A 12,127-nucleotide genomic window follows, 5' to 3' on the forward strand; every position below is an offset into this window, starting at 1 on the left:
ACCCGAGTCCCTCCGATGATTACAAATTCCCCATCCCAATATGGCAGCGTTTCCCGAGCGCTGCATTGGACGATAGCTTTGCTGATTATAATCGCGCTGGTGTTGGGCCTGATCGGTGGCAATACCGAAAGGTCCGCCGATACCGCCGAATTCCTGCAACGTTTGTATTCGGTTCATAAAACGATCGGAATAACGGTTCTGTTTTTGGCCATTATCCGCGTCGTCTGGGCAATCAGCCAACCGAAACCAGCGGCCCTGCACCCTGACCGCACATTAGAAACGCTGGCCGCAGAAACCGTGCACTGGGCGCTATATGCGGCGATGTTTGTGATGCCTTTGTCGGGCTGGATCATGCATGCTGCGGAAACAGGCTTTGCCCCTATTCTATGGCCATTTGGTCAGAACCTGCCGTTTGTGCCTAAATCGGAAACCGTTGCGCATAGCGCGGGCTTTATCCACATGCTTGCATCTTATGTCCTGTATGCCAGCCTTGCTGCACATATCCTCGGTGCATTGAAACACGCGATCATCGACCGCGATGCAACATTGGCGCGCATGGCACATGGCAAATCAGCCGCCCCGACATCTGGTGCAAAGCCTGCAGGATGGATCCACACGGTATCCGCTGCAGCAACGTTGGCTGTGTTTGCCGCGATTATCGCAATCCCGTTCATCACCGCCGAAGAAACCAACGCTGCGCCTGCCCCCATGGCGTCCGCCGAAACCGCTGGCGAATGGCAAGTCCAATCGGGCACCATCGATTTTACCGTGATCCAGATGGGCGCGCAGGTCACGGGCCAATTGCCTGACTGGACCGCCAGCATCGACTACGATCCAACCACAGGCATCGGCCAGACCGAAGTGACCATCGACACGTCCACGCTGACGTTGGGATCTGTCACCGATCAGGCAAAAGGCGCGGAATTCTTTGATACGTCAAACTATCAAACAGCTGTCTTTACCGCCGATATTTCACGCGTTGACGGGACTGCGCATATCGCGACTGGAACACTGACTTTGGTTGGTCAAACGGTGCCGGTTGAGTTGGAATTCGACCTGACAGTCGATGGCGATCAGGCACAAATGACAGGCACCGCCGCGCTGGATCGCCGCGATTTCGGCATGGGCGCAGGATACACCGACGAAGGCACCGTGGGGTTCGCCGTCATCGTTGATGTAAACGTCACCGCAACCCGATAATCATGACAGGGGCAAGGCGCCGCCGCTTTGCCCCGTCGCTTCTGTACAGGGACAGATCAAGCCGTTAAGGTCCGCGCCAAATGACCGTTTTCTTTGGGCAAAGCCCCCCAAAGTCCCCACCTAAACAGGCGCGACAATGGCCAATATCTCTGACGTTTTATCCCGACTTTTTGACGCTGGACCATCGATCTGGGCCTTAACTGCACTATCGGTCGCCATGGTCGCGATCATTCTGTGGAAAGTGTCCCAACTGGTCACACTGGGCGCATGGTCCGGTAGCCGCATAACATCGCAATCGCTTGCCGCCATGGAGGCAGGCAATGTCGATCAAGCCTTGGCCACATTGGCAACGCGCAGCACATTGCGGGCACGGATCATCCATTACGCGATGAAAACTAGGCTATCCGCCGAATTGTCCGAAACAGCCGCCCGCGAAGAAACCGAACGATTTGCCGTTTCATATCTGGAACGGACCCGTTCGGGACTGCGCCCATTGGAACTGATCGCTACGATCGCGCCGTTGCTGGGGCTATTGGGCACAGTCGTCGGCATGATCGACGCCTTTCAGGCGCTGCAACAGGCCGGATCATCAGCCGATCCATCCGATCTGGCTGGCGGCATCTGGGAGGCCCTGTTGACCACCGCCTTCGGCATGGGCATCGCAATTCCTGCGTCCATTTTCCTAACGTGGTTCGAAGGCATCTCTGACCGTATTCGTCACGAAATCGAAGACGGCGCCACACGCGTCTTTGTCTACGCCAGCAAATCAGGCACCTGATGTTCGATTTCGCCCAACCCAGACCCCGTAGAAAAATCAGCCTGACACCCATGATTGATGTGGTGTTTTTGCTGCTGATCTTTTTCATGCTGGTGTCGCGGTTCGGGTTGGATATGGCGGTACCTTTGGGGCTGTCTTCGGGCGGGACATCATCCTATTCCGGCCCGCCGCGTCTGATTTCGGTCACCACCGATCGCATCCAGTTAAACGGGATCGATACGACCCTAGACGTTCTGAATAGCCAAATCGCCGGCCTTGTTTCAGCGCCGAACGATGTGATCGTACTGCGCCCCGTGGACGGTGCGGATCTAGAACGCGTCCTCCAAATCATCGATGCTTTGGGCACGGCCAATTTTACCAACGTGGTTTTGGTGGAATAGATCAATGAAATTTGCCCAGCCCCCAAAACGCCGACCGTTTGAAAGCGTGATCCCTATGATCAACGTGGTGTTTTTGCTGCTGATCTTTTTCCTGTTAACCGCCCGCATCGCGCCGCAGCATGTGGTGGATGTGGAGCTGCCCACATCCAACTCCGACGAAAAAGCGGCCCAAGACACAACGCTGTATATGGATCAGGCTGGGACGATCTATTTCGACACCCTAATCGGCACAGAGGCCGAAAATGCCTATGTGGCCGCCCTATGCGCGGGCGACACATGCGATACTGGCACATTGCGCGCGGATAAAAACACCGCAGCCGTTGAAGTGGCGCGGTTTCTGGCACGCATGGCCCAGCATGGCATGTCATCGATCGAAGTGGTCACAGCGCGATGAAAACCACAGCGCGTTTTTTGTTTTGGGGCACGACAGCATTGGGGCTGCATCTGGGCGCTGCATCCTGGATTTTGCACGATGACATTGGTGGTCAAATGTCATCTGGTTCGGACGGCACCACGGCGATAACGCTGGTGTCTGCTGGGGAAAACATAGTGGAATTGGTCGCGGAATGGGAAACCCCGCCTGACCCTGCAATCACCCCGCAAATGCCGCAGTTCACCGCCCCTGATTTTGCGGCCAATGCCCCGATGACACCAATGGTAGCGCCCACTGCCCCCGCAGCGCCAACCGCGCCGATGAACGTTTTGCCGTTACCAACAGCGCCGACCATCGCAACCCAGCCCAGCACGCCGCAGCGGCCAACCGTAAATACGGCCACGGCGGATGACCCTCGTCCTGCTGCGCGTCCCGCAAATTTGATGGAACGCCCCGACCCAACGCCGCAACGGACCGCGCCGACGCCGCAACGGCCAGCCGCGCCGAATGTATCGCAAACGGCCTCGGGTTCGGGTGGAGGAACGAACGCAGGCACAATCGCCAACGACGCACCGGCAATATCGAATGCCGAACGGGCCAGCGCGATGGCGGATTGGGGCGCAAGGATTCGCAATGCCGTCGAACGCCGAAAACGGGTACCCAGCAATGCACGCGGGGTCACAGGGCGCGTTGTCCTGACGCTTAGCATTTCGCGGACGGGGGCCCTGCAATCGGTCTCGATCAAACAAAGCTCTGGCAACGCAGCACTGGATCAAGCCGCCGTCAACGCCGCGCAATCGGCCCGATATCGGTCAGCGCCCGATGTTTTGACCGATCCTGTCTACAGTTTCAATTTGCCCATCGCCTTTGAATAAAAAGACCGCCCAAAGCATCGCTTTGGACGGCCTAAAATCAGATGGTTCGCAGATTATTCTGCAGCCATTGCCTCGATCGAGATCGCGACTTCGACTTCGTCGCTGACGTATGGTGCAAAGTTGCCCATGTCGAAATCAGAACGAACCAAAGTGGTGGTCGCGTTAAAGCCAACCCATGGAACGTTCTGCATTGGGTGATCCGCCATCTGGGTCATCACGGTGTCCAGAACGACCTCTTTGGTCATACCGTTTACGGTCAGGTCGCCAGTGATCAGGCCAGTGTTTTCGCCGGTCACTTCGATGCCAGTCGACACGAAAGTGATCAGAGGCGCAGCTTCGGCACCAAAGAAATCGTCGGTCAGGAAGTGGGCGTCGCGTGCGTCCCAACCAGTGATCAGGCTAGCCGCTGGGATTTCGATGGCAACAGACGATGCTGCAGGATCTTCGGCGTCAAAGTTGATGGTGCCGGTAAAGCCCGAGAACATGCCAGTGGTGGTCGAGAAACCAAGGTGGTTGTAGTCAAACACAACCTGCGCGTGGCTGCTGTCTACGGTGTATTCTACGGTTTCAGCAAAGGCTGCAGTGGTCAGGCCGGCAAACACAGCCGAGGTCAGAAGAAGTTTTTTCATTTTACTAACTATCCATTTGGAAGAGGGTATGACCAAAGGATGTATCAAAAGACCTGTTCACTCAATTGGCTAGAAATAACAACTTCTGTTGAACAATGCACAATAGCGCGACCAATATTTCGTTGCGCATAAAAAAGCCCCGCGATTGCGGGGCTTTTTCGATTTGCAGGTGATTTACTGAATTTTGGTCAGCAATTCATCCAGCGACTTTTTCGCGTCGCCATAGAACATGCGGGTGTTCTCTTTGTAGAACAGCGGGTTTTCGATGCCCGAATAGCCAGTGCCCTGACCACGTTTGGATACGAACACCTGTTTCGCTTTCCAGCATTCCAGAACCGGCATACCCGCGATTGGGGAATTCGGATCCTCTTGGGCCGCTGGGTTCACGATGTCGTTCGAACCGATAACGATCGCTACGTCTGTTTCTGGGAAATCTTCGTTGATTTCGTCCATTTCCAGAACGATGTCGTAAGGCACTTTGGCTTCGGCCAGCAGAACGTTCATGTGGCCTGGCAGACGACCCGCAACAGGGTGGATTGCAAAGCGAACGTTTTTGCCTTTGGCGCGCAGACGTTTGGTCAGTTCGGAAACCGACTGCTGAGCCTGAGCAACGGCCATACCGTAGCCTGGGATGATGATGATGCTGTCTGCATCATCCAGAGCCTGTGCAACACCGTCAGAGTCGATTGCAACCTGTTCGCCTTCGACTTCCATTGCTGGGCCTGCAGTACCGCCGAAACCACCAAGGATAACCGAAACGAACGAACGGTTCATCGCCTTACACATGATGTAGGACAGGATCGCACCGGACGAACCAACCAGCGCACCAACAACGATCAGCAGGTCGTTGCCAAGGCTGAAACCAATCGCAGCCGCAGCCCAACCCGAATACGAGTTCAGCATCGACACAACAACAGGCATGTCAGCGCCGCCGATACCCATGATCAGGTGGTAACCGATGAACAGGGCAGCCGCAGTCATGATCGCGAGTGGCAACATCGCGCCAGTGTTGAAGTACCAAACAAGGCAGATAACCGACAGAGCAGCCGCGCCAGCGTTCAGGATGTGACCACCCGGCAGTTTTTCTGCTTTCGACGTCACTTTGCCAGCCAGTTTGCCATAGGCGATGACCGAACCGGTAAAGGTGACAGCACCGATAAAGATACCAAGGAACAGTTCAACACGCAGGATGTTGATTTCGACAGCGTCTTTCTTTGCGATCAGCGCTGCGAAACCTTCCAATGCTTTGCGTGCGGTATCGTCCATTGCCGCAACGCGGCCCAGTTCGATGTGCGCGATAAAGCCAACGAAAACCGCGGCCAGACCAACAAGACTGTGCATCGCAGCAACCAGTTGCGGCATTTCGGTCATCTGGACCTTTTTCGCAACGTAGTAACCGATCACACCGCCTGCCGCGATCAGAACGATCGACAGCAGCCACAAGCCGGAGCCCGGGCCAACCAGCGTTGCCGCAACGGCCAGCGCCATACCGACGATACCATACCAAACAGCGCGCTTTGCGCTTTCTTGGCCAGACAAACCACCCAAGGAAAGGATGAAAAGAACAGCTGCGACGACGTAGGCCGCAATAGTAAATCCGTAATCCATAGTCCTCTACTCCTTAGGATTTCTGGAACATGGCAAGCATGCGTCGAGTCACAAGGAAGCCGCCAAAGATGTTGATGCCAGCCATAAAGACCGACAGGGCAGCCAAGATAATCACGAGAGCCGAACCCGATCCGATTTGCATCAGGGCGCCCAGAATGATGATCGACGAAATCGCGTTGGTCACAGCCATCAGCGGTGTGTGCAGCGAATGCGCTACGTTCCAAATAACTTGGAAACCGATGAATACGGACAGAACGAACACGATAAAGTGCTGCATGAACGACGCAGGTGCGAACAGACCCGCGAACAGCATCAGCGCGCCGCCAACACCCAGCAGGATTGCCTGCTGTTTGGTCTGCGCTTTGAACGCAGCGGCTTCTTTAGCTTTCTTTTCCTCTGGAGTCAGCTCTTTTGGCTTTTCTTGGCTTTTCGCCGCGATTGCCTGAACTTTCAAAGGAGGCGGTGGGAATGTGATTTCGCCCTGATGGGTCACGGTGGACGAACGGATAACGTCGTCTTCCATGTTGTGGTTCACAACGCCGTCTTTTTCTGGCGTCAGGTCGGTCATCATGTGACGAATGTTGGTTGCGTACAGAGTCGATGCCTGTGCAGCCATACGCGATGGGAAATCGGTGTAGCCAATGATGGTCACGCCGTTTTCGGTCACGATTTTTTCGTCTTTGACGGTCAGTTTACAGTTGCCGCCTTTTTCAGCCGCAAGGTCAACAATAACCGAACCCGGTTTCATGGCCTGAACCATGTCTTCGGTCCACAGCTCTGGGGCTTCGCGGTTCGGGATCAGCGCGGTGGTGATCACGATATCGACCTCTGGGGCCAGTTCGCGGAACTTTTTCAGCTGAGCGTTACGGAATTCTTCGGACTGAACCGATGCGTAACCACCCGTTGCTGCGCCGTCCTGCTGTTCTTCTTCGAAGTCCAGATAAACGAATTCAGCGCCCATCGATTCGACTTGTTCGGCCACTTCGGGGCGAACATCAAATGCCAGCGTAATTGCGCCCAGCGACGTCGAGGTACCGATGGCTGCCAGACCGGCAACACCTGCACCCACGATCAGAACTTTGGCTGGTGGAACTTTACCCGCAGCAGTCACCTGACCGGTGAAGAAACGACCAAAGTTGTTGCCCGCCTCAATTACAGCGCGGTAGCCGGCGATGTTTGCCATGGACGACAAAGCATCCATTTTCTGCGCGCGCGAAATACGTGGAACCATTTCCATCGCGATAACGCTTGCGCCTTTTTCGGCAGCCAGTTTCAGGCCTTCTTCGTTCGCGCCAGGGTTGAAGAACGTGATCAACGTCTGGTCTTTGCGCAGGCGTTTCAGTTCTGCGTCGGTCGGAATACGAACCTTTGCAACAATGTCTACTGCCTTGAACAACGCTGCCGCAGTCTTAACGACTTCTACGCCTGCAGCTTCGTACATGGCATCCGCAAAGCCGGCGTTTACGCCAGCTCCGGATTCAATAACACATTCATATCCAAGCTTTTGGAGATCTTTGGCCGAGGCTGGTGTCATTGCGACACGGTTTTCGCCTTCGAGTATCTCTTTAGGTGCGCCGATTTTCACGGACAATCCCCCTTAAAATTTCCTCATCCCGAACCGCATACCCAAAGCAATAATATTTCACAAGCACCCTATTTAACGTATGCATTTGTATACAACGGAGGTTTAGCGCTCACATTAGATACGTTACCGCTCACAACCAGCGGCGGACTTTGTTGCAATATGCTGCATATGCAGCACGAAATTTTCTGCGAAGGCGTTCTTCTTCCTTCAAAATAAAACGTTTTTCTATGAACAGCGCGAATAGCGGAACGATCGGCATTGCCACGGCGGCATCAAAACGTAGCGTTAAACCTAGCAAGACCAAAGTATCCCCCAAATAAATTGGGTTTCGGCTACGTCGGAATATTCCATTTTGTACCAAGGCCTCTGGTTGTCCGTGCGGCATAAAGGTCGTTTTGTGTTTCCGCATCTCGATCAAGGCCAAAATAATCAGGATCAACCCTGCGCCGATACATAGCCCCGCGATCAGATCGGTGACGGGGTGTTTGATCGACAAATCGTCAGGATCGAAACGGGCGATGGTTGCAACAATCGACAACGCGATGGCAAACCAGACGGGGGGAATATCTAATTGTTTTAACATACCCAACGATTGTCCGTAGATGACGCCAAAGTCACCTATTTTCCGCGATGTGATGGGTTGTCTTTTTGACGCGGGCGATATTTCCATTCGGTATGACTGATTTTTCACACACCCGCGACATGTTCGATCTGCCCGATGGCGTCATCTATCTGGATGGCAATTCATTGGGGCCGCTGCCACGCGCCGCCACAGACCGCATGGCCCACCGTTTGCAAAACGAATGGGGGCAGATGTTGATCACTGGCTGGAACAAAGCGGGCTGGTTCATGGAACCGCGCACAATCGGCGACCGTGTTGGCCGTTTGATCGGAGCGCCAGCGGGATCGGTCGTCATGGGCGACACGCTGTCGATCAAGGTGCATCAGGCGCTGGCCTCTGCGCTGGCGTTGCGTCCAGATCGCCGCGTGATTTTATCAGACAGCGGGAATTTCCCGTCCGATCTCTACATGGCCCAAGGCATCATCGACACCCTGAACCAAGGCCACCTTTTGGAAACGCCCGCCCCTACGGACGTGTTGGACAGGATCGACACCGATGTCGCCGTCGTCATGATAACCGAGGTTGATTACAGATCAGGCCGCCGTCATGACATGGCCGCCATTGTGGAACGCGCCCACCAAAAAGGCGCAATGGTGATCTGGGATCTGGCCCATTCTGCGGGCGCGGTTCCTGTTGATGTCACGGCAGTGCCCGCAGATTTCGCGGTGGGATGCACCTATAAATTCCTGAACGGCGGACCCGGTGCGCCTGCCTTTATCTATGTGCGCCCCGATTTGGCCGAACACTGCCGCCCTGCCCTGTCGGGATGGATGGGACATGAATCGCCCTTTGCGTTCGATTTGGATTATCGCGCGGGCGACGGCATTGATCGCATGCGCTGTGGCACGCCCCCTGTTTTGGCGCTGGCAGCATTGGACGCCGCATTGGACGTTTGGGACGGTGTCGATATGTACGACCTGCGCGCGCGGTCCATTGAACTGTCGCAGCAGTTTATAGATGGCGTTCTGCAACGTTGCCCTGACCTGACGCTATACAGCCCATCCGACCCGCAACAGCGCGGTAGCCAAGTGTCATTCGCCTTTGAACATGGGTATGCCGCCATTCAGGCTCTGATTGATCGCGGCGTGGTCGGCGATTTCCGTGCGCCGAATATCATGCGGTTCGGGATCACTCCGTTATATATCAATGACACGGACATTGCCGCGGCGATTGATATCATCGCAGAGGTCATGGCCACCCGCGCATGGGACGATCCGAAATATCAGAACAAGGCTGCCGTTACGTGAAACGCGCCGTCAGATTGACGTAATGCATTAGGCGCACCATCTTTGCCATTGGATCTAGGCAACGGAGGCAAAGATGGCCCGCACACTGACGATCAACGGCAAAACCCAGACCGTCACATCGCCCGACACCGTCCCGCTATTGTGGGTGCTGCGCGATGAACTGAACATGACAGGCACGAAATTCGGCTGCGGCGTTGCAGCTTGCGGCGCCTGCACCGTCCACATAGATGGAGAGGCCGTTCGGTCCTGCCAAGTCGCCGTTGCCGACGTGTGGGGCGATATCACCACGATCGAAGGCGTCGGAACCCCTGACAACCTAGCGCATATTCAGGCCGCATGGATTGATCATCAGGTTGCGCAATGCGGATATTGCCAGTCGGGCCAGATCATGCAGGCCGCCAGCCTGTTGGAGCAAATCCCAACACCAACCGATCAGGACATCGACGATGCCATGATGGGCAACTTGTGCCGCTGTGGCACTTACCCGCGCATTCGCGCCGCGATCAAAGACGCCGCCGCGCGTATTCAGGGGGCGTAAGACATGGCCAACATCGGTAAAATCGCCCGCCGCACGTTTCTGTTTGGGGCCGTCGCCGTCACGGGCGGCGCGGCATTCGGGTTTTATAAATTGACCCAAACGCCGCCCAACCCGCTAAACCCAGACGACGGTGCGCTGAACCCGTTTGTGATTATCAACGCAGACGGAATCACTCTGGTCGCGCCGCGTGCCGAAATGGGCCAAGGCGTTCACACGACCCTGCCCGCCCTAGTGGCAGAAGAATTGGATGTCGCTTTGTCAGACATCAAAGTCATCCACGGACCCGCCGCCAAAGCGTATTTCAATCAGGCTCTATTAGGTGCCGCGTTTCCTGTGACGGATTACAAACGCAAACCGTGGCAAGACGACGCCGCGCATTTCCTAGGCAACGCCGCGAAATTCCTAGACCTACAGGTCACCGGCGGTTCGACCTCTACCCGCGATGGTTTCGTCAAAATGCGCGAAGCAGGCGCCGCCGCCCGCGAAATGCTAAAAGACGCCGCCGCCGACCAACTGGGCGTCAAATCCGCAGACCTGACAACGGAAAACGGGGCCGTCATTGCCCCTGATGGCACTCGGCTAGCCTATATCGATCTTGCGCCCGCAGCCGCGCAGTTGAAACCGCGCAACGTGACCCTGCGCGACCCATCTGAATGGAAAACCTTGGGCAAATCGCAGCCGCGCACCGATATGGTCGGCAAATCCACGGGCACGGCGACATTCGGCATAGATTTCCGCGCGCCGGGAATGAAATTCGCAACCGTGAAAATGTCCCCCAAACGCAGCACCATGCGCAGCTTTGATCCATCGGACGCGATTTTGATGGATGGCGTGGAAAAGATCATCGATCTAGGCACAGGGTTTGCGGTGGTTGCGACGAACACTTGGCTCGCATTTCAGGCGGCTGACGCCGTGCGCGTCGAATGGGACGATGCGCCCTACCCTGCGGACACCGACGCGCAGATGGCAAAAATAGCCGAGGCATTCGATACATCCCCCAACAGCACGGGCCGTAACGATGGCGATATCGACGCGGCATCTGGCGATACGATCAGCGCGGAATATTCGGTCCCGTTTCTGGCCCACGCCACGATGGAGCCGATGACCACCGCTGCCAAATTCACAGGCGACGCGTTAGAGGTCTGGTCCCCTAACCAAGGCCCGATATTGATCCGTAACTGGTGCGCCGATGCCGTTGGGCTGGACCCCGAACAGGTCACCGTCCACACGATGCTGATGGGCGGCGGCTTTGGTCGCCGAGGCGAGGTCGATTTTGCCGTTCTGGCCGCCCGCGTCGCCCGCGAGGTTCCCGATACACCTGTTCTGGTGACGTGGAGCCGCGAAGAAGACATGCGCCACGATTTTTACCGCCCCGCCGCGATGGCCCGCATGACGGGCAAAGTGGATGGTGGCGAAATCACCGCGCTGGATGCACAGATTGCGGCGCCTTCGCCATCGCATCAGGCAATGGCGCGCTGGCTGGGCCGTGAAATGGGTGGTCCTGATGCCGAACTGACGGCGGGTGTGGCCGATCAACCCTATGGCATTCCCAACTATCGCACCCGCGGTTATCTGGCCGATTTGGATGTGCCCGTCGGGTTCTGGCGGTCTGTCGGCGCATCCTATGGCGGATTTTTCTTTGACTGTTTCGTCGATGAACTGGCCCATGCCGCGGGCCGCGACCCGCTAGACGTCCGGTTGGAACTGGCCCGCCGCGAACACGCGCCCAGCGCTGCGGTGATCGAAAAGGTGCGCGACATGTCTGGCTGGACGGGTCAAACGCCCAATGGCATCGGACGAGGCGTAAGCTTTACCTACAGCTTTGGCACGCCCGTCGCCCAAGTCGTCGAAGTGCGCGATACCGATGCTGGCATCAAAATCGAAAAGATGTGGATTGCGTGCGATCCTGGCACGGCGCTGGATCCCAACATCATTCAGGCACAAATGATGGGCGGCAGCATTTTCGGGCTATCGGCCGCCGTGAACGGTCAGATCACATTCACAGACGGCGAAGTCGATCAATGGAATTTCCCCGACTACGACGGGTTGCGGATGCACAACACCCCCGCAATTGAAGTCGCCATTCTAGAAAATGCCGATGGCATTAGCGGTGTTGGCGAACCGGGGACGCCACCTGCGGCCCCAGCATTGGCGAATGCGCTGTTCGATCTTACCGGCCAACGCGCCCGCAGGTTGCCTCTGGGATTAGATTATTCGCTTTTGATTTAACCACTGTTTTGGAAACAGTTTATTTACGTCCGCCCGCAATGTTTTGGCTTCACCGACTTATTG

General features: G+C 56.1%; 12 protein-coding genes. 8 read left to right on the top strand and 4 right to left on the bottom strand.

Going from position 1 to position 12,127, the window contains the following annotated elements; genetic code table 11:
* Positions 1 to 15 precede the first annotated feature (15 nt).
* From ACXAGA_RS00755 to ACXAGA_RS00775, 5 genes are all read left to right on the top strand, one after another.
* Positions 16 to 1,200: a cytochrome b/b6 domain-containing protein gene (locus tag ACXAGA_RS00755; RefSeq protein WP_475115614.1), complete on the top strand. Its 1,185-nt coding sequence runs from the start codon at positions 16 to 18 to the stop codon at positions 1,198 to 1,200.
* A 136-nt stretch (positions 1,201 to 1,336) separates the two neighbouring features.
* A complete protein-coding gene (locus ACXAGA_RS00760; protein ID WP_475115615.1) occupies positions 1,337 to 1,978 on the top strand; it encodes a MotA/TolQ/ExbB proton channel family protein in 642 nt (213 codons plus the stop codon).
* Entirely contained in the window at positions 1,978 to 2,358 is a 381-nt protein-coding gene (locus tag ACXAGA_RS00765) for an ExbD/TolR family protein (protein ID WP_475115616.1), read from the top strand. Before ACXAGA_RS00760 ends, ACXAGA_RS00765 begins: the two co-directional genes overlap by 1 nt.
* Positions 2,359 to 2,362: 4 nt before the next feature.
* On the top strand, positions 2,363 to 2,752 hold the full coding sequence (locus ACXAGA_RS00770; RefSeq protein ID WP_475115617.1) for an ExbD/TolR family protein: 390 nt from the start codon (positions 2,363 to 2,365) through the stop codon (positions 2,750 to 2,752).
* The gene (locus ACXAGA_RS00775) at positions 2,749 to 3,606 is read left to right on the top strand and encodes an energy transducer TonB (RefSeq protein WP_475115618.1); all 858 of its coding nucleotides are present in this window, start codon (positions 2,749 to 2,751) and stop codon (positions 3,604 to 3,606) included. Before ACXAGA_RS00770 ends, ACXAGA_RS00775 begins: the two co-directional genes overlap by 4 nt.
* A gap of 53 nt (positions 3,607 to 3,659) precedes the next feature.
* Here the strand turns inward: ACXAGA_RS00775 and ACXAGA_RS00780 are convergent, their stop codons facing one another.
* The 4 genes from ACXAGA_RS00780 to ACXAGA_RS00795 all read right to left on the bottom strand — a co-directional run bounded on the left by ACXAGA_RS00780 (position 3,660) and on the right by ACXAGA_RS00795 (position 8,011).
* On the bottom strand, positions 3,660 to 4,235 hold the full coding sequence (locus ACXAGA_RS00780; RefSeq protein ID WP_475115619.1) for a YceI family protein: 576 nt from the start codon (positions 4,233 to 4,235) through the stop codon (positions 3,660 to 3,662).
* Positions 4,236 to 4,409: 174 nt separating this feature from the next.
* Positions 4,410 to 5,843: an NAD(P)(+) transhydrogenase (Re/Si-specific) subunit beta gene (locus ACXAGA_RS00785; protein ID WP_475115620.1), complete on the bottom strand. Its 1,434-nt coding sequence runs from the start codon at positions 5,841 to 5,843 to the stop codon at positions 4,410 to 4,412.
* Between the two features lie 13 nt (positions 5,844 to 5,856).
* Positions 5,857 to 7,428, bottom strand: a complete 1,572-nt coding sequence (locus tag ACXAGA_RS00790; RefSeq protein ID WP_475115621.1) for a Re/Si-specific NAD(P)(+) transhydrogenase subunit alpha — start codon at positions 7,426 to 7,428, stop codon at positions 5,857 to 5,859.
* Positions 7,429 to 7,558: 130 nt separating this feature from the next.
* Positions 7,559 to 8,011 (bottom strand): methyltransferase family protein, encoded by a 453-nt coding sequence (locus ACXAGA_RS00795; protein ID WP_475115622.1) that lies wholly within the window; start codon positions 8,009 to 8,011, stop codon positions 7,559 to 7,561.
* Between the two features lie 92 nt (positions 8,012 to 8,103).
* Here ACXAGA_RS00795 and kynU point away from each other — a divergent pair, with 92 nt between their 5' ends.
* From kynU to ACXAGA_RS00810, 3 genes are all read left to right on the top strand, one after another.
* A complete protein-coding gene (kynU, locus tag ACXAGA_RS00800) occupies positions 8,104 to 9,297 on the top strand; it encodes a kynureninase (protein ID WP_475115623.1) in 1,194 nt (397 codons plus the stop codon).
* A gap of 73 nt (positions 9,298 to 9,370) precedes the next feature.
* Entirely contained in the window at positions 9,371 to 9,835 is a 465-nt protein-coding gene (locus ACXAGA_RS00805; protein WP_475115624.1) for a (2Fe-2S)-binding protein, read from the top strand.
* Between the two features lie 3 nt (positions 9,836 to 9,838).
* The gene (locus ACXAGA_RS00810; protein WP_475115625.1) at positions 9,839 to 12,064 is read left to right on the top strand and encodes a xanthine dehydrogenase family protein molybdopterin-binding subunit; all 2,226 of its coding nucleotides are present in this window, start codon (positions 9,839 to 9,841) and stop codon (positions 12,062 to 12,064) included.
* The last annotated feature ends 63 nt before the right edge of the window (positions 12,065 to 12,127 follow it).

The sequence above is a fragment of the Marivivens sp. ABH4_498 genome, from assembly GCF_056160585.1.

Bases quoted from the DNA above. Each gene is read 5' to 3' on its own strand.
- ACXAGA_RS00780 (WP_475115619.1), bottom strand. From the start codon at position 4,235: ATGAAAAAACTTCTTCTGACCTCGGCTGTGTTTGCCGGCCTGACCACT.
- ACXAGA_RS00760 (WP_475115615.1), top strand. From the start codon at position 1,337: ATGGCCAATATCTCTGACGTTTTATCCCGACTTTTTGACGCTGGACCA.
- kynU (WP_475115623.1), top strand. From the start codon at position 8,104: ATGACTGATTTTTCACACACCCGCGACATGTTCGATCTGCCCGATGGC.
- ACXAGA_RS00775 (WP_475115618.1), top strand. From the start codon at position 2,749: ATGAAAACCACAGCGCGTTTTTTGTTTTGGGGCACGACAGCATTGGGG.
- ACXAGA_RS00810 (WP_475115625.1), top strand. From the start codon at position 9,839: ATGGCCAACATCGGTAAAATCGCCCGCCGCACGTTTCTGTTTGGGGCC.
- ACXAGA_RS00785 (WP_475115620.1), bottom strand. From the start codon at position 5,843: ATGGATTACGGATTTACTATTGCGGCCTACGTCGTCGCAGCTGTTCTT.
- ACXAGA_RS00765 (WP_475115616.1), top strand. From the start codon at position 1,978: ATGTTCGATTTCGCCCAACCCAGACCCCGTAGAAAAATCAGCCTGACA.
- ACXAGA_RS00805 (WP_475115624.1), top strand. From the start codon at position 9,371: ATGGCCCGCACACTGACGATCAACGGCAAAACCCAGACCGTCACATCG.
- ACXAGA_RS00770 (WP_475115617.1), top strand. From the start codon at position 2,363: ATGAAATTTGCCCAGCCCCCAAAACGCCGACCGTTTGAAAGCGTGATC.
- ACXAGA_RS00795 (WP_475115622.1), bottom strand. From the start codon at position 8,011: ATGTTAAAACAATTAGATATTCCCCCCGTCTGGTTTGCCATCGCGTTG.
- ACXAGA_RS00755 (WP_475115614.1), top strand. From the start codon at position 16: ATGATTACAAATTCCCCATCCCAATATGGCAGCGTTTCCCGAGCGCTG.